Origin of the sequence: Pseudoxanthomonas fibrivorans (assembly GCF_041464125.1) — a bacterium.
Taxonomy (GTDB): Bacteria; Pseudomonadota; Gammaproteobacteria; order Xanthomonadales; family Xanthomonadaceae; genus Pseudoxanthomonas.
Genome location: NZ_JBGNUG010000001.1, coordinates 1,523,478 through 1,541,605 on the forward strand (window position 1 = coordinate 1,523,478; position 18,128 = coordinate 1,541,605).

Genomic DNA, 18,128 nt, shown 5'->3' on the forward strand with positions numbered 1-18,128 from the left:
GACGGCGGTGGCCTAGGGCGCGGTCTTGCGCACCGTCAGCACCGACGGCACTTCGCGGCCGTCGGCGAGCACGAGCACCAGCGGCACGCGTTCGCCTTCGGACAGCGCGGACGCCGGCTGCATCAGCATCAGGTGCAATCCGCCCGGCTGCAGCACCGCCTCGCCTTCCGCGGCCACCGGCAGGCGCTCGACCTCGCGCATCCGGCTGACGCCCTCGACCATCCGCGTCTCGTGCAGCGACACCCCGCCGAAGCGCGGACTGCGCACCGTGACGACCGCCTGTTCCGAGCCGCAGCGGTTGGTGATCCGGCCGAAGCCGGCCAGCATCGGGCGCGGCGCCGGTGGCATGCGGATCCAGCCCTCCTCCATGGACACGCAGGCCGCTGCGGGTGCGGCAGGTGCGGCCACGGCAGCCAGGGCGGGCGCGACCAGCAGCAGCGCGGCGGACAGGATCGGTCGGATATGCATGGCCCTATGATACCGGCACCGCCCAGGCGCTTTCCGGACCGCAGATGACTACCCACGTGCAGGCCTTCGACCACGGACGCATCCGCGAACTGCGCCTGGCGCGGCCGCCGGTGAACGCGCTCGACCCGGCGCTGTGCCGCGCCCTGATCGCCGCCCTCGATGCCGCCGTCGCGGGCGACGTCGATGCGGTGGTGCTGTCGGGTGCGCCGGGCATCTTCTCCGCCGGGCTGGACGTGCCGCACCTGTTGTCGCTGGGCGATGACCGCCACGCGCTGCGCGCGGCATGGGGCGCCTTCTTCGGCGCGGCGCGTGCGCTCGCGGGCCTGCGGGTGCCGGTGGTCGCGGCCATCGGCGGACACGCGCCCGCCGGCGGCTGCGTCCTGTCGCTGTGCTGCGACTACCGGGTGATGGCGCGCTCCAGCGATCCTTCCAGGCCGTACGCGATCGGCATGAACGAAACCCAGGTCGGCCTGGCCGTGCCCGATGGCGCCCAGCAGCTCATGCGCCGCGTGGTCGGCCGCCACCGCGCCGAACGCCTGCTGGTGGCCGGCGACATGGTGCCGGCCGAGGAGGCGCTGCGGATCGGCCTGGTCGACGAACTCGCGGAAGCCGAACACGTGGTGCCCCGCGCGATCGCCTGGCTGGAACCGCTGCTGCGCCTGCCGCGCGCGCCGATGCTGCACACCCGCGCCCTGGCCCGCGCCGACCTGGTGCAGGCGCTGGACCCGGACCACCTGCACCTGGACCGCTTCGTCGAGGGCTGGTACGAGCCGGACACCCAGGCAGGACTACGTGCGCTGATGGCCAGGCTGGGCAAGGGCTGACAGCCCGCGCGATCAGCGCGGCAGCGGCAGCAGGTGCGGCGACAGCAGCCGCGCCAGCCAGTCCATCACCTCGCGCACCCGCCGCGGCAGGTGCCGCTGTTGCGGGTACAGCAGCGTGACCGGCATCGGCTCGGCCGGCAGGTCGGCGAGCACCTCGACCAGGCGGCCATCGGCCAGCGCCTGCCCGACCCCCAGTCGCGGCACCTGGATCAGCCCCAGGCCTGCCAGGGCGGCGCCCACGTAGGCCTCGCCGCCGTCGACGGTCACCGCCCCGGCCATCGGCAGGTTCGCGTAGCCACCGCCGGGCAGCGGGTACTCCCAGCCGGTGGCGCGTTCGCCGAAACTGCCGGCGTAGTGCACCAGCCGGTGCGCGGACAGGTCATCCAGCGTGCGTGGCATGCCATGGCGACGCAGGTAGTCCGGGCTGGCGCAGTTGACCACCGCGGCCAGGCCCAGCGGGCGGGCGGCCAGGCTGTCGTCGACGACCACGCCGGTGCGGACCACGCAGTCGTAGCCTTCGCGGACCAGGTCGACCCGCCGCTCGCCGGCGCCCAGTTCGATCTCCAGCCCCGGGTGCCCCTGCAGGAACGCGCCGAGCTCCGGCAGCACCAGCCGCGCGGCCATGCTGCCCGACATGCCGATCCGCACGCGCCCCCGCAGCTGCTGTGGTGCCTCCCGGAACAGCGCCTCCAGCTCGTCGGCCTCGCCCAGCAGTCCCCGGCAGCGCTCGAGGAAGACCGCGCCCTCGCGGGTGAGCTGGACCCGGCGCGTGGTCCGGTGCAGCAGCTGCGCGCCCAGCGCCGCTTCCAGCCGCTGCACCGCGGCCGACACCGAGGCCTTCGGCAGGCCGAGGTCAGCGGCCGCGCGGGTGAACCCGCCGAGTTCGGCTACGCGCAGGAAGATCCGGTAGCGGTCCAGCTGGTCCATGCGCGGATTGTTCGCCATGTGCGAACGATGTTATCGGGGAAGGCAAGTTTATCCGCCTCATGGCGTCCAATACCCTGCTCGCACCCCGATACCGGAGCCCGTCATGTCTTCCCAGCCTCCCTCGTCCGCGGCCGCCCCGGCCGCCCCCATCGCCCTGGTCACCGGCGGCAGCCGTGGCCTGGGCCGCAACGCCGCGCTGCACCTGGCCCGACAGGGCAGCGAGCTGATCCTCACCTATCGCAGCGCGGTGACCGAGGCCGAGGCCGTGGCCACGGACATCCGCGGCCTGGGTCGCCGGGTCGCGGTCCTGCCACTGGACGTGGCCGACAGTGCGTCGTTTGCCGGCTTCGCGGACCGGGTGCGCGAGGTGCTGGCCGACTGGGGCCGCGACCGCTTCGACCACCTGGTCAACAACGCCGGCACCGGCGTGCACGCCCCGTTCGCCGCGACCACCGAAGCGCAGTTCGACGAACTGGCGAGGATCCACCTCAAGGGCCCGTTCTTCCTCACCCAGGCCTTGCTCCCGCTGATCGCCGACGGTGGCCGCATCCTCAACATATCCAGCGGCCTGGCCCGCTTCGCGCTGCCGGGCTACGCGGCCTACGCGACGATGAAGGGCGGCATCGAGGTCCTCACCCGCTACCTGGCCAGGGAACTGGGCGAGCGCGGGATCAGCGTCAACACGCTCGCCCCCGGCGCGATCGAAACCGATTTCGGCGGCGGCACGGTGCGCGACAACGCCGAGGTCAACGCGTTCGTCGCCTCGCAGACGGCACTGGGCCGGGTCGGGTTGCCCGACGACATCGGCGCGGTCGTCGCCGCGCTGCTGGCGCCGGGCACCGGCTGGATCAACGCGCAGCGGATCGAGGCGTCGGGGGGGATGATGCTGTGATCCCGGGACAGCCACGCGGTCCGGGCGCGGAGTCGCGTCCTAGGCGGGGCCCGTGGCGACCGGACGCGAGGGATCGGCGATCCAGCCGCTCCAGGAGCCGGCGTACACCTTCGCCCCCGGCAATCCGGCATGTTCCATCGCCAGCAGCAGGTGGCAGGCGGTGACGCCCGAGCCGCACATCAGCACCACGTCCGAAGGCGGGCGACCGTGCAGCACGGGTTCCAGCCCGGCGCGCAGCGTGGAGGCCTCGCGGAAGCGGCCCTCGAGCAGGTTCTGGGCGAACGGCCGGTTGAGCGCCCCGGGCACGTGCCCGGCGACCGGATCGATCGGCTCGACCTCGCCGCGGAAGCGTTCGCCGCCGCGTGCGTCGAGCAGCCAGCCAGGCGCGTCGTGCAGTCGCGCCAGCACTTCATCGGCGGTGGCGATGCGCGCGCGGTCGAAACCCGGCGACGGATACGGCGGCAGCGCCGGCGGCGCGCCGGCGGCGGCGGTCTCGGGCAGGCCGGCGGCGCGCCACGCGGCCAGCCCGCCATCGAGCACGGCCACGCGTTCGTGGCCCAGCAGCCTGAGCAGCCACCACGCGCGCGCCGCGGCCATGCTGCCGTCGCCGGCGTCGTAGACCACCACCTGGTGCCGCGGCCCGATGCCCCAGTCGCCGACCCGGCGCGCGAACGCGGCCGCGTCCGGCAACGGATGCCGCCCCTCGCCCGCGCGCGCGTGGTCGGACAGGTCGCGATCGAGGTCCGCGTGCACCGCACCGGGCAGGTGCGAGACGGCGAAGGCGGCGGCCCCCGCCTCCGGATCGGCCAGCACGGCCCGCGCATCGAGCAGGCGCAGGCCATCGTCGCCCAGCGCCGCTGCCAGTGCAGGCGCGGCCACCAGGGTGGCCCAGGGGCCGGCGGATCCGTTCATGCGCCCTCCTCCAGGCGTCGCCGCAGGTTGTACAGGATGGCCGCCGTCGCACCCCAGATGCGCTGGCCCGGCCAGTCGTATTCGAGCACGCTGCGGCGGCGGCCGGCGAACTCCATCTCGACCTGGTGCAGGTTCGCGGCCGACATCAGGAACTGGAAGGGTACCTCGAACACCTCCGCCACCTCGTCCGGATGCGGACGCGGCACGTAGTCCGGATCGATCGCCGCCACCACCGGGGTCACCCGGAAGCCGCTCACGGTCAGGAACGGATCGAGGTAGCCGAGCGGGGCCACCTGGCGATCCTCGAGCGCGATCTCCTCGTGGCTTTCCCGCAGCGCCGCCCCGAGCACGCCCGCGTCGTCGCGTTCCACCCGGCCACCGGGAAAGCTGACCTGGCCGCCGTGGTGGCGCAGCGCGTCGGTGCGGCGCGTCAGCAGCACCTGGGTGCCGGCATCGCGGCGCGGCACCAGGCCGACCAGCACCGCCGCTTCGGCGATGCCCGCCTGCGCGGGCAGCAGTCCTTCCAGCTCGGCGCGGTTCCAGCCCTCGCCCTGCGGCGGATGGCGCAACGGATGCAGCACGCGGCCGATCCGCTCGCGCTCGGCCAGCCCGTCGAGGAAGCGATAGCGTGCGCGTGCGCGACCGGCGAGCTCGGTATCCATCAGCCGCCGCCGCTCGTGTTCGTCCAGCCGCCCCCAGCGCGCGATCTCGTCGCCCGTGCGCAGGCAGCCGCGGCACAGCCCGTCGCCGTCGATGCGGCACACGCGCACGCAGGGCGTGGACGGCGAGGCGACGGCGCCTTCGGGCGCGCATGTCGGCGGGAAACGGATCGACAGCACCGGAACTCATGCATGTTGGGGAAAGCGTAGCGCGGATCGCGCCCCGCCAGAAACGACTGCGCCGGCATCGAGCCGGCGCAGAAGGACGACGCTGTGCGGGCCTGTTACTTGACCGCGACCAGCTTGATCTCGAACACCACCGCCACGTTCGGCGGGAAGCCGGTGCGCGGGTCGGCGCCGTAGGCCTTGTCCGGCGGCAGCGCCACTTCCCACTTGGAGCCGGCCGGCATCTGCAGCAGCACTTCGCGCATGGCGGCCATCTCGACTTCGCTCAGCTTGATGCCCGGGATCTGCTGCGGCGCGCGCGCCTGCTCCGGACGCTGGCCGAACGGGAACGGGCCGGCGACTTCCAGCTGCACGGTGCTGGCCTGGGTCGGCTTGGCACCGGTGCCGGTCTCGATCACGCGGTACTGCACGCCGCTGGGCAGGGTCTGGACGCCGGCCTTGGCCTTGTTCTGGGCCAGGAACTGGTCCGACTTGGTCTTGTTCTCGCCAGCGACCTTGTCGTACTGGGCCTTGGCCTGCTGGGCACGGGCCTGTTCGCGCTTCTGGAACGCCTCCAGCGCCGGCTTCAGCTGCTCGGCGGTGATCGCCGGCTGCTTCTTGGCCAGGGCATCCTGCACGCCCTTGACCACCGAGTTGACGTCGAGCTGCTCGCCGCGGCCCTGCAGTTCGGCGAGGTTGTTGCCGAAGTCATAGCCGAAGTAGTAGCTCAGCTTGCCCTTCTCGGACGTGGTGTCCTGGGCGAAAGCGCTGCCGGCCAGGGCCAGGGCCGCGATGGCGACAGCGATCGGACGCAACTTCATCAAAATCTTCTCCGGGAAGGGTGGCGCCGGGATGGGGTGCCGGCTGTAGCGGACGCGCTAGGATAGCCGCCGCACTGGCGGCCCGCCAGCACGGGTCGGGGCTTGGGACCGCCGCCCGGGCGGGAAGTTCCGCGCCCCAGCCTTCACATTCCCGACCAGGAGCCATCCCATGACGGACATGCCCGTCCTCCGCCGCGACGCCGACGGCGTCCGCATCCTCACCGTGGACCGCCCCGACAAGCTGAACGCGCTCGACCGGCAGACCCTGGCGGCGCTGGATGCGGCCTTCGCCGCGGCGGCCGAAGACGCCGCGGTACGGGCGATCGTGCTCACCGGCAGCGGCACGAAGGCCTTCGTGGCCGGCGCCGACATCGCCGAGATGAACGCGCTGACGGCGATCGAAGGCCGTGAATTCTCGCTGCTCGGGCAGCGCCTGATGCGGCGGATCGAGCGGATGCCCAAGCCGGTGCTGGCGATGGTGAACGGCTACGCACTGGGCGGCGGCCTGGAGCTGGCGATGGCCTGCCACCTGCGCATCGCCGCCGACAGCGCGCGCCTGGGACAACCGGAGGTCAACCTGGGCCTGGTCCCGGGATTCGGCGGCACCCAGCGCCTGCTGCGGCTGGCCGGGCGCGCGGCGGCGCTGGAGCTGTGCCTGCTGGGCACGCCCGTGGACGCCACCCGCGCGCAGCAGCTGGGCCTGGTCAACCGGGTGGTGCCGGCCGCGGACCTGGAAGCCGAGACCATGAAGCTTGCGGCCCAGCTGGCCGCGTCCGCGCCACTGGCGCTGCGCGGCGTGCTGGATGCAGTCGTCGTCGGCGGGGAATGCGGGCTGGAGGAAGGCCTGCAGTTCGAGACCGCGCAGTTCGCCCTGCTGTTCGCCAGCGAGGACATGCGCGAAGGCACCTCGGCGTTCGTCGAGAAGCGCAAGCCGCTGTTCCGCAACCGCTGAATCGCGGCCATGACCGGCTTCGTCGATGACACCCTCCGGCGCGCGATGCGGCGCGCACGCCTGCTCGCGCTGCTGCAGGCCGGGGACGTCGATGCCGCGCTGCAGGCCGGGCTGATGGACGACGACGCCGGTGGCGACGACGGCGTGATCGGCATGGCGCAGGCACAGCTGCGCGCGGCGTGGCAGGCGCGCGAACGCTTCCGGGCACGCGAGGCGCGGCTCGCGCACCGCGCCGCCGAGCGCGCCGGGCGCCGGCAGCAGGCCCAGGCCCCGGCCGCATCGCGCGCGGCCACCACCCCCCAGCCCACGGAGCCGGCTCCCGGCCTGCCCCCCGCCGCAGCCGCCGCGCTCGCCCGGGCGCGGGCCCGGGCCGCCGGACGCGACCCCGCATGAAGGCGCCGCCCGCGCGCGCCAAGGCCGGCAGCCCCGCCGGGAAGGCCCCGGCCGGAACGCCGTCCCCGCCCGCGCGGAAGGCTGCGCCGCGCCGGCCGCGCACGATGGCGCCGGGCGAGGTCCAGGAGATGTTCGAGCGACTGCGCGAGCTGAACCCGCATCCGACCACCGAGCTGGAATATTCGACGCCGTTCGAGCTGCTGGTGGCGGTGATCCTGTCGGCGCAGGCCACCGACGTCGGCGTCAACAAGGCCACCCGCCGGCTCTATCCGGTGGCGAACACGCCCGCCGCGATCCTCGCCCTCGGCGAGGAGGGCCTGAAGCGGCACATCTCGACGATCGGCCTGTTCAACGCCAAGGCGAAGAACGTGATCGCGACCTGCCGGCTCCTGCTCGAGCGTCACGACGGCGAGGTGCCGCGCGACCGCGCGGCCCTGGAAGCGCTGCCCGGGGTGGGCCGCAAGACCGCCAACGTGGTGCTCAACACCGCCTTCGGCGAGCCGGCCATGGCGGTGGACACGCACATCTTCCGCGTGTCGAACCGCACCGGCCTGGCGCCGGGCAAGGACGTGCGCGCGGTGGAAGATGCGCTGATGCGGCGCGTGCCGCCCGGATTCCTGCAGGACGCGCACCACTGGCTGATCCTCCACGGCCGCTACGTGTGCAAGGCGCGCAAGCCGGATTGCCCGCAGTGCGTGGTCCGCGACCTGTGCCACTACCCCGACAAGACGCCGGCCTGATCCGCGCGCGCTGTCATCGCCGCGTCATGCCGGCGAAATTAAGTCAGCGCTGTCACATTTACGCAAACTTCACGCCCTAGCCTGCGCGGCGTCTTCCCCGTCCGCCTCAGGCATCCACATGAAACTCTCCCGCTCCAAGCTCGGCCTCGCCCTGCTCGCCGCGCTGGCCGCCCCGGCCGCGCACGCCGAGATCGCCATCGACGTGATCGGTGGTTCCGAAGTGTCGTTCGAAGGCCTGGTCCAGGCCGACGGCAACTGGTTCGACAACGACGTCCAAGACCTCAACGCCGGCACCACCACCGCCAACGGCGGCGACGGCAAGGACAGCGAGTTCGACCTGCGCCGCGCCGAACTGATCCTCAAGGGCAAGGGCCCGGGCAACGTCGAATGGGTCGTCGGCTACGACGCCAAGGCCAACAAGTACCTGGACGTCAACGCCAGGTACAAGCTGGGCGGCAACAGCAACACCTACTTCCAGCTCGGCCAGTACAAGCAGCCCAACAGCCTGGAAGAGCTGTCCAGCACCAAGAACAACGACTTCATCTCCAAGGCGGCGGTCACCAACACCTTCGCCGTCGCCCGCCGCCTCGGCGGCGCGGTGGGCTGGGGCGACAGCGACTGGAGCGTGACCGGCAGCATCTTCGGCCGCGAGCTGACCCGCAACCTCGCCCACGGCAGCGGCTACGGCGTGCGCGGCACCTGGGCGCCGATCAACGAGAGCGGCAACGTGCTGCACCTGGGCCTGAGCTACGCCGACTACGACACCGACGCCGACACCCTGCGCCTGCGCGCGCGGCCGAACGCCGACCTCGCCACCGTGCGCCTGGTCGACACCGGCAACATGACCGACACCGACCGCGTCAGCACGCTGGGGCTGGAAAGCTTCTGGGTGACCGGCCCGTTCAAGGTCCAGGGCGAGTACTACAAGACCGACGTGAGCCGCTACCGCGCCGGCAGCAAGGACTTCACCGGCGACGGCTGGTATGTCAGCGGCGTGTGGAACATCACCGGCGAGAGCTGGGGCTACAAGTCGGGCGTGCCGACCACCGGCCTGCCGGACGAGCCGGCCAGCGGCCTGTGGCAGCTCGGCCTGCGCTTCGACAACATCGACCTGGACGACGGCAGCCTGCTGGCCCCGGCGGCCCCGGGCGGCGCGCCGCGCGTGGACGGCGTGCTCGGCGGCAAGCAGGACATCTGGACCGTCGGCGTGAACTGGTACTGGCGCTCCAACTTCAAGTTCGCGCTCAACTACGTGATGGTCGACAGCAGCCGCTACAGCAGCGCCGCGCGCGCGGTCGTCGACGACGATCCGAACATCCTCGAAGCCCGCGCCCAGTTCTACTGGTGAGGCACCCGCGGAGGGCGCGCCGGGCGCGCCCTCCGCCCCGTCATCCCGCTGTCACCGCGCCGACATCCCGGCGTCATCGCCCGGTTATGCAATGCAGGCCGGCGAACTTCCCGCACCCCTTCCCAGGAGTCCTTCCGTGATCCAGAAGCTCAAGACCCGCGTCGCGGCCGGCGTGCTCGCCGCCTCGTTCGCCTTCGTCGCCCAGGCCGCCGACGTGACCGGCGCCGGCGCGTCCTTCATCTACCCGGTGATGTCCAAGTGGTCGGCCGACTACAGCACCGCCACCGGCAAGAAGATCAACTACCAGTCGATCGGCTCGGGCGGCGGCATCGCCCAGATCAAGGCGGCCACGGTCGACTTCGGCTCGTCCGATGCCCCGCTCAAGCCGGAAGAGCTGGCCAAGCACGGCCTGGCCCAGTTCCCGTCGGTGATCGGCGGCGTGGTGCCGATCGTCAACCTGCAGGGCGTGGCCCCGGGCGCGCTCAAGCTGGACGGCCCGACCCTGGCCAACATCTTCCAGGGCAAGGTCGCCAAGTGGAACGACCCGGCGATCGCCGCGCTCAACCCGGGCCTGAAGCTGCCCGACCAGAAGATCACCGTCGTGCACCGCTCGGACGGCTCGGGCACCACCTTCAACTTCGTCAACTACCTGTCCAAGGTCAGCCCGGAGTGGAAGCAGAAGGTGGGCGAAGGCACCTCGGTGCAGTGGCCGGCCGGCATCGGCGGCAAGGGCAACGAAGGCGTGGCCGCCTACGTCAAGCAGATCAAGGGCGGCATCGGCTACGTCGAACTGTCGTACGCGCTGCAGAACAAGCTCGCCCACGCCTCGCTGAAGAACGCCGCCGGCAAGTTCGTGCAGCCCAGCGACGAGACCTTCGCCGCCGCCGCCGCCAGCGCCGACTGGGCCAGCGCCAAGGACTTCTACCTGGTGATGACCAACGCGCCCGGCGACAACGCCTGGCCGATCACCGCGACCAACTTCATCCTGATGTACAAGCAGCCGAAGAACGCGGCGGGCGCGAAGAACGCCAAGGCCTTCTTCCAGTGGGTCTACGCCAACGGCGACGAGCAGGCCCGCAAGCTGGACTACGTGCCGCTGCCGGACGCGCTGGTCAAGCAGATCGAGGCCTACTGGGCCCAGAACATGAAGTACTGAGCACGCGGGCGGCGAGCCTCTCTCCCCTTGTCGCCCCACCCCGGAGCGCGGACCCCACGGTCCGCGCTCTTTCTTTTTGGATCAACGGCTTGCCTCTTCCGCGAACCACGCCGACCGCCGTCATACGCCTGTCACAAAAACATCATTTCATATGCCCACCGCCGGCCCGACCGGCACGACGCCCGCCACGAGCCCATGAAGCCCTCCCCGGTCCGCCTCCTCGCCCTGTCCCTCGCCGCCGCCGTGGCGCTCGCCGCCTGCAAGCCCGCGGGCGATGCCAACAGCCCGGCCACGACCGGCGCGCCGCAGGCCGGTGGCGCCGCCTCTGCCGCCGACCCGGTGGCCGCGCAGATTTCCGGCGCCGGCGCGTCCTTCATCTACCCGCTGGTCTCGAAGTGGTCCGCCGACTACAACGCGGCCACCGGCAACAAGGTCAACTACCAGTCGATCGGCTCCGGCGGCGGCATCGCCCAGATCAAGGCCGGCACGGTCGACTTCGGCTCCTCCGACAAGCCGCTGCCCAGCGACGAGCTGGCCGCGGCCGGCCTGGGCCAGTTCCCCTCGGCCATCGGCGGCGTGGTCCCGGTGTTCAACCTCGAAGGCATCCAGCCCGGCCAGCTGCGCCTGACCGGGCCGCTGCTGGCGGACATCTTCCTGGGCAAGGTCGCGATGTGGAACGACCCGGCCATCGCCGCCGCCAACCCGGGCGTGTCGCTGCCGGCGGAGAAGATCACCCTGGTCCACCGCTCCGACGGTTCGGGCACCACCTTCAACTTCAGCAACTACCTGTCCAAGGTCAGCCCGGAGTGGAAGCAGAAGGTGGGCGAAGGCACCTCGCTGCAGTGGCCGGCCGGCGTCGGCGGCAAGGGCAACGAGGGCGTGGCCGCCTACGTCAAGCAGATCAAGGGCGGCATCGGCTACGTGGAGCTGGCCTACGCGCTGCAGAACGGCATGCCGTACGCCGCGCTGCGGAACGCGGCCGGGCAGTTCGTCCAGCCCAGCGCCGAGTCGTTCGCGGCGGCCGCGGCCAGCGCCGACTGGACCGGCAGCCAGGACTTCAACCTGGTGATCACCAACGCGCCCGGCGCCCAGGCGTGGCCGATCACCGCGACCAACTTCATGCTGATGCCCAAGCAGGCCAAGGACCCGGCGCGCAGCCAGGCCACCCTGGCGTTCTTCAAGTGGGCCTTCGAGCAGGGCCAGCCGCAGGCGCAGGCGCTGCACTACGTGCCGCTACCGCCGGAGCTGGTGCAGCAGATCGAGGCCTACTGGGCCGCCGAGTTCAAGTAAGCGCAAGGCTCACGGGCGCCGCCACGCGACGCCTCCCCGCGCCGCGGAGCCGGCGGTCCGACTCCCTCCCCCGGACCGCCGCGCTCCGCTGCCTTACACGGCCTGCCAAGGACCATGAACGCCATTCCCCTCGACGTACCCGCCGCCGGCGGCCACGACCTGCGCGACGCACGCAACGACCGCCTGTTCCGCTACGCGCTGGTGGCCTGCGTGGCGTTCGTGCTGGTGGCCCTGGCCAGCGCCGCGCTTTCGATGCTGTGGGGCGGCCGCCACGCCCTGGAAACCCAGGGCCTGAGCTTCTTCTATTCGGCCGAATGGAACCCGGTGGAGAACAAGTTCGGCGCGCTGGCGCCGATCTACGGCACCCTGGTCACCGCCTTGATCGCGATGCTGATCGCGGTCCCGGTCAGCTTCGGCATCGCCTTCTTCCTGACCGAGGTCGCGCCGCGCTGGCTGCGCGGCCCGGTCGGCACGGCGATCGAGCTGCTCGCCGGCATCCCCTCGATCATCTACGGCATGTGGGGCCTGTTCGTGCTGGTGCCGGTGATGACCGAGCACGTCACGCCGTGGCTCAACGACCACCTCGGGACCCTGCCGCTGGTCGGGCCGCTGTTCCAGGGCCCGCCGCTGGGCATCGGCATGCTCACCGCCGGCTTCGTGCTGGCGATCATGGTGATCCCGTTCATCTCCTCGGTGATGCGCGAAGTGTTCCTGACGGTGCCCACGCGGCTGAAGGAGTCGGCCTACGCGCTCGGCTCGACCCGCTGGGAAGTGAGCTGGGACATCGTCCTGCCCTACACCCGCTCGGCGGTGATCGGCGGAATCTTCCTCGGCCTGGGCCGGGCCCTGGGCGAAACCATGGCGGTGGCGTTCGTGATTGGCAACAGCGTGCGCCTGTCGCCGTCGCTGCTCGAGCCCGGCACCACCATCGCCGCGCTCATCGCCAACGACTTCGGCGAGGCGACCGAGACCTACCGCTCGGCGCTGCTGCTGCTCGGCTTCGTCCTGTTCATCGTCACCTTCGTCGTGCTGGCGATCGCCCGCCTGATGCTGCAGCGCCTGTCGCGCCGGGAGGGCAACTGATGTCCGCCACCGCTTCCACCGCGTCGTCCGGGCTGTACGCGCGGCGCCGCCTGGTCAACGTCGTCGCCCTGGTGCTGTCCTGCGCCACCGCGCTGTTCGGCCTGTTCTTCCTGGGCTGGATCCTGTGGACGCTGCTGGCCAAGGGCATCGCCGGCATCGACTGGAACCTGTTCACCCGGATGACCCCGCCGCCGATGGAAGAAGGCGGCCTGGCCAACGCGTTCTTCGGCAGCGCGGTGATGTGCGCGCTGGCGATCGCCATCGGCACCCCGCTCGGCATCGCCGCCGGCACCTGGCTGGCCGAGTACGGCAACGCGCGCAAGGCGGGCACCGTGGTCCGCTTCGTCAACGACATCCTGCTGTCGGCGCCTTCGATCGTGCTGGGCCTGTTCGTCTACACCCTCTACGTGATGCAGACCGGCGGCAACTTCTCCGCCTTCGCCGGCGCGCTGGCGCTGGCCTTCATCGTGCTGCCGGTGGTGGTGCGCACCACCGACGAGATGCTGCGGCTGGTGCCGGTGCAGATGCGGGAGGCGGCGCTTTCGCTGGGCATCCCGCAGTGGAAGGTGATCGTGCAGGTGCTCTACCGCAGCGCCAGCGCGGGCATCGTCACCGGCATCCTGCTCGCCCTGGCCCGCATCTCCGGCGAAACCGCGCCGCTGCTGTTCACCGCCTTCGGCAACCAGTACTGGAACAGCAACGTGTTCCAGCCGATGGCCTCGGTGCCGGTGGTGATGAACCAGTTCGCCGCCAGCCCCTACGAGTCCTGGCAGGTGCTGGCCTGGGCCGGCGCGCTGGTGCTGACCGTGTTCGTGCTGCTGGTGAGCCTGGCCGCCCGCGGCCTGCTCCTGCGCAACAAGATCTCCCATGACTGACCTTTCCCGGAACCCGGCCATGAACGACCTCCATTCCGCCGCGCCGCTGCAACGCATCCCGGTGTCCGCGCACGCCGCCGCCGTCGCCGCGCCCGCACCGGTCAAGCTCGCCGCGCGCGGGCTGGACTTCTACTACGACCGCTTCCACGCGCTGAAGGGCATCGACCTGGAGATCCCGGAGAAGCGGGTCACCGCGCTGATCGGACCCTCCGGCTGCGGCAAGTCCACCCTGCTGCGGATCTTCAACCGCATCTACGCGCTGTATCCCAAGCTGGAAGCGCGCGGCGAGGTGCTGCTGGACGGCGAGAACATCCTGTCACCGAAGTACCCGATGAACCGGCTGCGCAGCAAGGTCGGCATGGTGTTCCAGAAGCCGGTGCCGTTCCCGATGACGATCTTCGAGAACGTCGCCTACGGCATCCGCCACCACGAGAAGCTGTCCAGGGCCGAGATGGTGGTCCGGGTCGAGCAGGCCCTGCGCCAGGCGGCGCTGTGGGACGAGGTCAAGGACAAGCTCGGCCAGAGCGCGCTCGGGCTTTCCGGCGGCCAGCAGCAGCGGCTGTGCATCGCCCGCGCCGTGGCCCTGCGCCCGGACGTGCTGCTGCTCGACGAGCCGACCTCGGCCCTGGACCCGATCTCGACCAGCCGCATCGAGCAGCTGGTGGAGGAGCTCAAGCGGGACTACACGATCGTGATCGTGACCCACAACATGCAGCAGGCCGCGCGCGTGTCCGACTACACCGCCTTCATGTACCTGGGCGACCTGATCGAGCACGACCGTACCCAGACCATCTTCTCCAGCCCCTCGAAGCAGCAGACCGAGGACTACATCACCGGCCGGTTCGGGTGAGGCAGGCCGCTGCGCGGCCCTGCCGCGCGGCCTGCCACGCGGCCCGCGCCCGGTGGCCGGGCCGGGCGATCCGGAGCCGGCACGGTGACGCCAGTGTCGGCAACCACACACTTCAATGATGCGGGAACCACGATGACCACCCAGCCCCACGAACACATCGTCAAGAGCTACGACGAGGAGCAGCGCCACCTGGTCGAGGAGATCGTGCGCATGGGCCTGACCGCGGTGGCGCAGCTGGAGGCGGCGCTGGACGTGGTCGACCGCCGCGACGACAGCGCCGCGCGCCGGATCATCGCCAACGACGAATCCATCGACGCGGCCGAGCGCCGGATCAGCCACGACGTGATGCTGCTCGCGCTGCGCGGGCCGATGGCGCGCGACCTGCGCGAGATCCTCGCCGGCCTGCGCATCCCGGCCGACATCGAGCGCATCGGCGACTACGCCGCCAACGTCGCCAAGCGCTCGATCGCGCTCAACGCCGCGCCGCCGATGCCGCACATCTCCGGGCTGCGGGCGCTGGGCCTGCTGGCGGCCGGGCAGGTGCGCCAGGCGATGCGCGCCTACAAGGACGGCGACGGCGAGCTGGCCCTGCAGGTCCGCGAGAACGACGCGCAGCTGGACCGGCAGTACACGGCGCTGTTCCGCGAACTGCTGACCTACATGATGGAAGACCCGCGCAACATCACCCCGTGCACGCACCTGCTGTTCATGGCCAAGAACCTGGAGCGGATCGGCGACCACGCCACCAACATCGCCGAGAACGTCTGGTTCCTGCTGCACGGAGAACAGCCGCTGCCGCCGCGCGACAAGCGCGACGACACCAGCACCACCGGGGTGGCCTGAACAGGGCAGCCGGGGCAGCCGGGGCAGCCGGCCTGGGCACACCGGGATAACAGGCCGGGGGTAGACTGGCGTCCCCCCGGCGGCCGGCGCGCCGCTATCCGCGCCTCCCCTATCCCGGAGCATCCGTCATGTCCAAGCAGAAACCCGTCGCCATCGCGCTCGGCACCGCCCTCGCCGGACTGGGCCTGGCCGGCGCCGCCTTCGCCATGCAGCCGCTGGCCCAGGGCTACATGCTCGCCGCCGGCGAGTCCGCCAAGGCCGGGGAAGGCAAGTGCGGCGAAGGCAAGTGCGGCATCGAGAAGGTCGACGCGGACAAGGACGGCCGGGTGTCGCAGGCCGAATTCGTCGCCGCGCATCCCGACAAGGCCGACCAGTTCGGCAAGATCGACGCCAACCAGGACGGCTTCCTCGACGAGGCCGAGCGCAAGGCGCACCACGCCGCCAAGGATGCCGAAGGCGGCAAGAAGGCCGGCGAAGGCAAGTGCGGCGAGGGCAAGTGCGGTGAAGGCAAGTGCGGCGGGATGGCCTGACGGCGAGCCCGGCGGGGGCGCCCGCGCCATCGGCGCGGGCGTGCGGGATCGGCTCCCGCTAGCCCCCGTCCCCTCTCCATGACCCTGCCTCCCGCCAGCGCCGGCCTCGGCCTGCGGCGCGCGATGCTCGACGAGCTGCGCGCCGCACCCGGGGGTGCCTTCGATTTCCTCGAATGCGCCCCGGACAACTGGATCGGCGTCGGTGGCCGGTTCGGCGAGGCGCTGGACGAGCTCGCGGCCCGCCACCCCCTCAGCTGCCACGGCCTGTCGCTGTCGCTGGGCGGGACGCGGCCGCTGGACGAGGTGTTCCTGGCGCGCACCCGGCGCTTCCTCGACCGCCACCGCGTGGCCCTGTACAGCGAGCACCTGAGCAGCTGCACCGACGACGGCCACCTGTACGACCTGATGCCGATCCCGTTCACCGCCGAAGCGGTGCGCCACGTCGCCGCGCGCATCCGCCGGGTGCAGGACGTGCTCGGGCGGCGGATCGCGGTGGAGAACGTCTCCTACTACGCCGCGCACCCGCCGCTGGCGGGAACGGCGCCGATGGCGGAAGCCGAGTTCGTCGCGGCGGTGGTCGAGGAGGCGGACTGCGACCTCCTGCTGGACGTCAACAACGTCTACGTGAACGCGATCAACCACGGCTACGACCCGGCGGCCTTCCTCGCGCGGATGCCGACCCGGCGCATCGCCTCCTACCATGTCGCCGGCCATTACGACGAGGCCGCGGACCTGAAGGTCGACACCCACGGCGCGCCGGTGAAGGGCGACGTCTGGGCGCTGCTCGCCGACGCCTACCGCCTGCACGGCGTGCGCCCCACCCTGCTCGAGCGCGATTTCAACCTGCCGCCGCTGGCCGAGCTGCTCGGCGAGGTGGCGCGGATCCGCGAGCTGCAGGCGCAGGCCACCGGCCCCGTGGCCGCCACGGGCCGCGCGCATGAGTGACCTCCACGCGCAGCAGGCCGCCTTCGCCGCGCACCTGCGCGACCCGGCCGCGCACCCCGCGCCCGGGGGCATCGAGCCGCGGCGCATGGCCGTCTACCGCGACCTGTTCTTCAACAACATCGCCGGGCTGCTGGCCGGCAATTTCCCGGTGATCCGCCGCACCCTCGGCGAGGTGGCGTGGATCGCGCTGGTGCGCCGGTTCTATGCCGGCCACCGCTGCCAGACCCCGCTGTTCCCGGAGCTGGCGCGCGAGTTCATCCGCTTCCTGGAAGCGCGGCCCGACGACGGCGACCCGCCGTGGCTGGCCGAACTGGCCCACTACGAGTGGATCGAACTTGCGGTGCAGATCGACGACAGCCCGCTGCCGGCGCACGACCCGGCGGGCGACCTGCTCGACGGCATCCCGGTGGTCTCGCCCTGGATCCGTGCGCTGGCCTACCGCTGGCCGGTGCACACCATCGGGCCCGACCACCGCCCCGACGCCGCGCCAGAGGCGCCGACCCTGCTGCTGGTGCGGCGCGATGCCGCCGGCGCGGCGCGCTTCGCCGCGATCTCGCCGCTGGTGTACCGGCTGCTGGAGGGCCTCGGCGAGGGCGGCGCCAGCGGCGGTGCGCGCCTGCGGGCGCTGGCGGCCGAGGCGGGCGTGGCCGCCGATCCGGCGTTCCTGGCCGAAGGCGCGGCGATGCTCGGGCGCATGCGCGGGGAAGGCACCCTGCTGGGCGTGCAGCCGGCATAGGCAGCGCGCCGTGGAGGGGGCGCCACACCCGCTCTGCTAACCTGTGCGCATGAGCGAGAGCGAACTGGAAATCCCGTCCGAAGCCGAATTGCCGGCGGCCCCGCCCGGCGCGATGGCGCGCCGTTTCCGCGGGTTCCTGCCGGTGGTCGTGGACGTGGAGACCGGCGGCTTCGACTGGAACCGGCACGCGCTGCTGGAGATGGCCGCGGTGCCGATCGAGCTCGACGCGCAGGGCCTGTTCGTGCCGGGGCAGACCGCCAGCGCGCATTTCATCCCCGCGCCCGGCACCGAGATCGACCCCAAGTCGCTGGAGATCACCGGCATCGACCTGGACCATCCGTTCCGCCTGGCCAAGCCCGAGCGCGACGCACTCGGCCACGTGTTCAACCAGGTGCGCGCGGCGGTGCGCCGGCATGGCTGCCAGCGCGCGATCCTGGTCGGCCACAACGCCCACTTCGACCTCAACTTCGTCAACGCCGCGGTCGCGCGCAGCGGCCACAAGCGCAACCCGTTCCATCCCTTCAGCGTGTTCGACACCGTGACCCTGGCCGGGATCGCCTACGGCCAGACGGTGCTGGCCCGGGCGATGAACGCCGCCGGCTTCGACTGGAACGCCGAGGACGCGCACTCGGCCGTGTACGACGCCGAGCAGACGGCGAAGCTGTTCTGCCGCATCGCCAACGCCTGGCCCTCGCCGCTGCCCGGCTGAGCGGGGGCGC

General features: G+C 71.8%; 21 protein-coding genes. 16 read left to right on the forward strand and 5 right to left on the reverse strand.

The window, feature by feature from the left end:
* Window positions 1-12: 12 nt before the first annotated feature.
* Entirely contained in the window at window positions 13-468 is a 456-nt protein-coding gene (locus tag ACA089_RS07150) for a copper chaperone PCu(A)C (protein ID WP_372015029.1), read from the reverse strand.
* A gap of 44 nt (window positions 469-512) precedes the next feature.
* Here ACA089_RS07150 and ACA089_RS07155 point away from each other — a divergent pair, with 44 nt between their 5' ends.
* Window positions 513-1,292, forward strand: coding sequence for an enoyl-CoA hydratase/isomerase family protein (locus tag ACA089_RS07155; RefSeq protein ID WP_372015032.1), 780 nt, complete (start codon window positions 513-515; stop codon window positions 1,290-1,292).
* A 12-nt stretch (window positions 1,293-1,304) separates the two neighbouring features.
* On the opposite strand, the gene ACA089_RS07160 is transcribed toward ACA089_RS07155, so the two are convergent.
* Window positions 1,305-2,219 carry a LysR substrate-binding domain-containing protein gene (locus tag ACA089_RS07160; protein ID WP_372015035.1) on the reverse strand — a complete coding sequence of 305 codons (915 nt, stop codon included), beginning with the start codon at window positions 2,217-2,219 and terminating at the stop codon, window positions 1,305-1,307.
* Between the two features lie 103 nt (window positions 2,220-2,322).
* Between ACA089_RS07160 and ACA089_RS07165 the strand changes: the two genes are divergently transcribed.
* Window positions 2,323-3,111: an SDR family NAD(P)-dependent oxidoreductase gene (locus tag ACA089_RS07165; protein WP_372015038.1), complete on the forward strand. Its 789-nt coding sequence runs from the start codon at window positions 2,323-2,325 to the stop codon at window positions 3,109-3,111.
* A gap of 39 nt (window positions 3,112-3,150) precedes the next feature.
* Here the strand turns inward: ACA089_RS07165 and ACA089_RS07170 are convergent, their stop codons facing one another.
* From ACA089_RS07170 to ACA089_RS07180, 3 genes are all read right to left on the reverse strand, one after another.
* Window positions 3,151-4,023, reverse strand: coding sequence for a sulfurtransferase (locus ACA089_RS07170; RefSeq protein ID WP_372015040.1), 873 nt, complete (start codon window positions 4,021-4,023; stop codon window positions 3,151-3,153).
* The gene (locus ACA089_RS07175; protein ID WP_372015043.1) at window positions 4,020-4,862 is read right to left on the reverse strand and encodes a CoA pyrophosphatase; all 843 of its coding nucleotides are present in this window, start codon (window positions 4,860-4,862) and stop codon (window positions 4,020-4,022) included. Before ACA089_RS07175 ends, ACA089_RS07170 begins: the two co-directional genes overlap by 4 nt.
* A 104-nt stretch (window positions 4,863-4,966) precedes the next feature.
* Window positions 4,967-5,668, reverse strand: a complete 702-nt coding sequence (locus ACA089_RS07180; RefSeq protein ID WP_372015046.1) for an FKBP-type peptidyl-prolyl cis-trans isomerase N-terminal domain-containing protein — start codon at window positions 5,666-5,668, stop codon at window positions 4,967-4,969.
* 169 nt (window positions 5,669-5,837) lie between these two features.
* Here ACA089_RS07180 and ACA089_RS07185 point away from each other — a divergent pair, with 169 nt between their 5' ends.
* The 14 genes from ACA089_RS07185 to rnt all read left to right on the forward strand — a co-directional run bounded on the left by ACA089_RS07185 (window position 5,838) and on the right by rnt (window position 18,118).
* On the forward strand, window positions 5,838-6,620 hold the full coding sequence (locus ACA089_RS07185; protein ID WP_372015048.1) for an enoyl-CoA hydratase/isomerase family protein: 783 nt from the start codon (window positions 5,838-5,840) through the stop codon (window positions 6,618-6,620).
* Between the two features lie 9 nt (window positions 6,621-6,629).
* The gene (locus ACA089_RS07190) at window positions 6,630-7,013 is read left to right on the forward strand and encodes a hypothetical protein (RefSeq protein ID WP_372015050.1); all 384 of its coding nucleotides are present in this window, start codon (window positions 6,630-6,632) and stop codon (window positions 7,011-7,013) included.
* Window positions 7,014-7,117: 104 nt separating this feature from the next.
* Window positions 7,118-7,753, forward strand: a complete 636-nt coding sequence (gene nth, locus ACA089_RS07195; protein ID WP_372015053.1) for an endonuclease III — start codon at window positions 7,118-7,120, stop codon at window positions 7,751-7,753.
* Window positions 7,754-7,871: 118 nt separating this feature from the next.
* A complete protein-coding gene (locus ACA089_RS07200) occupies window positions 7,872-9,101 on the forward strand; it encodes an OprO/OprP family phosphate-selective porin (RefSeq protein ID WP_372015056.1) in 1,230 nt (409 codons plus the stop codon).
* Between the two features lie 136 nt (window positions 9,102-9,237).
* Entirely contained in the window at window positions 9,238-10,257 is a 1,020-nt protein-coding gene (pstS, locus tag ACA089_RS07205; protein ID WP_372015058.1) for a phosphate ABC transporter substrate-binding protein PstS, read from the forward strand.
* 195 nt (window positions 10,258-10,452) lie between these two features.
* Window positions 10,453-11,547, forward strand: a complete 1,095-nt coding sequence (gene pstS / locus ACA089_RS07210; RefSeq protein WP_372015060.1) for a phosphate ABC transporter substrate-binding protein PstS — start codon at window positions 10,453-10,455, stop codon at window positions 11,545-11,547.
* A 114-nt stretch (window positions 11,548-11,661) separates the two neighbouring features.
* Window positions 11,662-12,630: a phosphate ABC transporter permease subunit PstC gene (gene pstC, locus ACA089_RS07215; protein WP_372015063.1), complete on the forward strand. Its 969-nt coding sequence runs from the start codon at window positions 11,662-11,664 to the stop codon at window positions 12,628-12,630.
* Window positions 12,630-13,505: a phosphate ABC transporter permease PstA gene (gene pstA / locus ACA089_RS07220; RefSeq protein ID WP_372015066.1), complete on the forward strand. Its 876-nt coding sequence runs from the start codon at window positions 12,630-12,632 to the stop codon at window positions 13,503-13,505. The genes pstC and pstA overlap by 1 nt, the downstream gene beginning before the upstream one ends.
* A 19-nt stretch (window positions 13,506-13,524) precedes the next feature.
* Window positions 13,525-14,355 carry a phosphate ABC transporter ATP-binding protein PstB gene (gene pstB, locus ACA089_RS07225; RefSeq protein WP_372015068.1) on the forward strand — a complete coding sequence of 277 codons (831 nt, stop codon included), beginning with the start codon at window positions 13,525-13,527 and terminating at the stop codon, window positions 14,353-14,355.
* A gap of 132 nt (window positions 14,356-14,487) precedes the next feature.
* Window positions 14,488-15,198 (forward strand): phosphate signaling complex protein PhoU, encoded by a 711-nt coding sequence (gene phoU, locus ACA089_RS07230; protein WP_372015071.1) that lies wholly within the window; start codon window positions 14,488-14,490, stop codon window positions 15,196-15,198.
* Window positions 15,199-15,326: 128 nt separating this feature from the next.
* Window positions 15,327-15,728: an HvfA family oxazolone/thioamide-modified RiPP metallophore gene (locus ACA089_RS07235; RefSeq protein WP_372015073.1), complete on the forward strand. Its 402-nt coding sequence runs from the start codon at window positions 15,327-15,329 to the stop codon at window positions 15,726-15,728.
* A gap of 78 nt (window positions 15,729-15,806) precedes the next feature.
* Complete coding sequence (locus tag ACA089_RS07240) at window positions 15,807-16,673, forward strand: HvfB family MNIO-type RiPP peptide maturase (protein WP_372015076.1); 867 nt, start codon at window positions 15,807-15,809, stop codon at window positions 16,671-16,673.
* Window positions 16,666-17,409 (forward strand): HvfC family RiPP maturation protein, encoded by a 744-nt coding sequence (locus ACA089_RS07245; protein WP_372015078.1) that lies wholly within the window; start codon window positions 16,666-16,668, stop codon window positions 17,407-17,409. The genes ACA089_RS07240 and ACA089_RS07245 overlap by 8 nt, the downstream gene beginning before the upstream one ends.
* A gap of 43 nt (window positions 17,410-17,452) precedes the next feature.
* A complete protein-coding gene (rnt, locus tag ACA089_RS07250) occupies window positions 17,453-18,118 on the forward strand; it encodes a ribonuclease T (protein WP_372015081.1) in 666 nt (221 codons plus the stop codon).
* The last annotated feature ends 10 nt before the right edge of the window (window positions 18,119-18,128 follow it).

Excerpts from the sequence above, each read along its gene's own strand:
- ACA089_RS07150 (WP_372015029.1), bottom strand. The coding sequence starts at position 468 with ATGCATATCCGACCGATCCTGTCCGCCGCGCTGCTGCTGGTCGCGCCC.
- ACA089_RS07155 (WP_372015032.1), top strand. The coding sequence starts at position 513 with ATGACTACCCACGTGCAGGCCTTCGACCACGGACGCATCCGCGAACTG.
- ACA089_RS07160 (WP_372015035.1), bottom strand. The coding sequence starts at position 2,219 with ATGGACCAGCTGGACCGCTACCGGATCTTCCTGCGCGTAGCCGAACTC.
- ACA089_RS07165 (WP_372015038.1), top strand. The coding sequence starts at position 2,323 with ATGTCTTCCCAGCCTCCCTCGTCCGCGGCCGCCCCGGCCGCCCCCATC.
- ACA089_RS07170 (WP_372015040.1), bottom strand. The coding sequence starts at position 4,023 with ATGAACGGATCCGCCGGCCCCTGGGCCACCCTGGTGGCCGCGCCTGCA.
- ACA089_RS07180 (WP_372015046.1), bottom strand. The coding sequence starts at position 5,668 with ATGAAGTTGCGTCCGATCGCTGTCGCCATCGCGGCCCTGGCCCTGGCC.
- ACA089_RS07185 (WP_372015048.1), top strand. The coding sequence starts at position 5,838 with ATGACGGACATGCCCGTCCTCCGCCGCGACGCCGACGGCGTCCGCATC.
- ACA089_RS07190 (WP_372015050.1), top strand. The coding sequence starts at position 6,630 with ATGACCGGCTTCGTCGATGACACCCTCCGGCGCGCGATGCGGCGCGCA.
- nth (WP_372015053.1), top strand. The coding sequence starts at position 7,118 with ATGGCGCCGGGCGAGGTCCAGGAGATGTTCGAGCGACTGCGCGAGCTG.
- ACA089_RS07200 (WP_372015056.1), top strand. The coding sequence starts at position 7,872 with ATGAAACTCTCCCGCTCCAAGCTCGGCCTCGCCCTGCTCGCCGCGCTG.
- pstS (WP_372015060.1), top strand. The coding sequence starts at position 10,453 with ATGAAGCCCTCCCCGGTCCGCCTCCTCGCCCTGTCCCTCGCCGCCGCC.
- pstC (WP_372015063.1), top strand. The coding sequence starts at position 11,662 with ATGAACGCCATTCCCCTCGACGTACCCGCCGCCGGCGGCCACGACCTG.
- pstA (WP_372015066.1), top strand. The coding sequence starts at position 12,630 with ATGTCCGCCACCGCTTCCACCGCGTCGTCCGGGCTGTACGCGCGGCGC.
- pstB (WP_372015068.1), top strand. The coding sequence starts at position 13,525 with ATGAACGACCTCCATTCCGCCGCGCCGCTGCAACGCATCCCGGTGTCC.
- phoU (WP_372015071.1), top strand. The coding sequence starts at position 14,488 with ATGACCACCCAGCCCCACGAACACATCGTCAAGAGCTACGACGAGGAG.
- ACA089_RS07235 (WP_372015073.1), top strand. The coding sequence starts at position 15,327 with ATGTCCAAGCAGAAACCCGTCGCCATCGCGCTCGGCACCGCCCTCGCC.
- ACA089_RS07240 (WP_372015076.1), top strand. The coding sequence starts at position 15,807 with ATGACCCTGCCTCCCGCCAGCGCCGGCCTCGGCCTGCGGCGCGCGATG.
- ACA089_RS07245 (WP_372015078.1), top strand. The coding sequence starts at position 16,666 with ATGAGTGACCTCCACGCGCAGCAGGCCGCCTTCGCCGCGCACCTGCGC.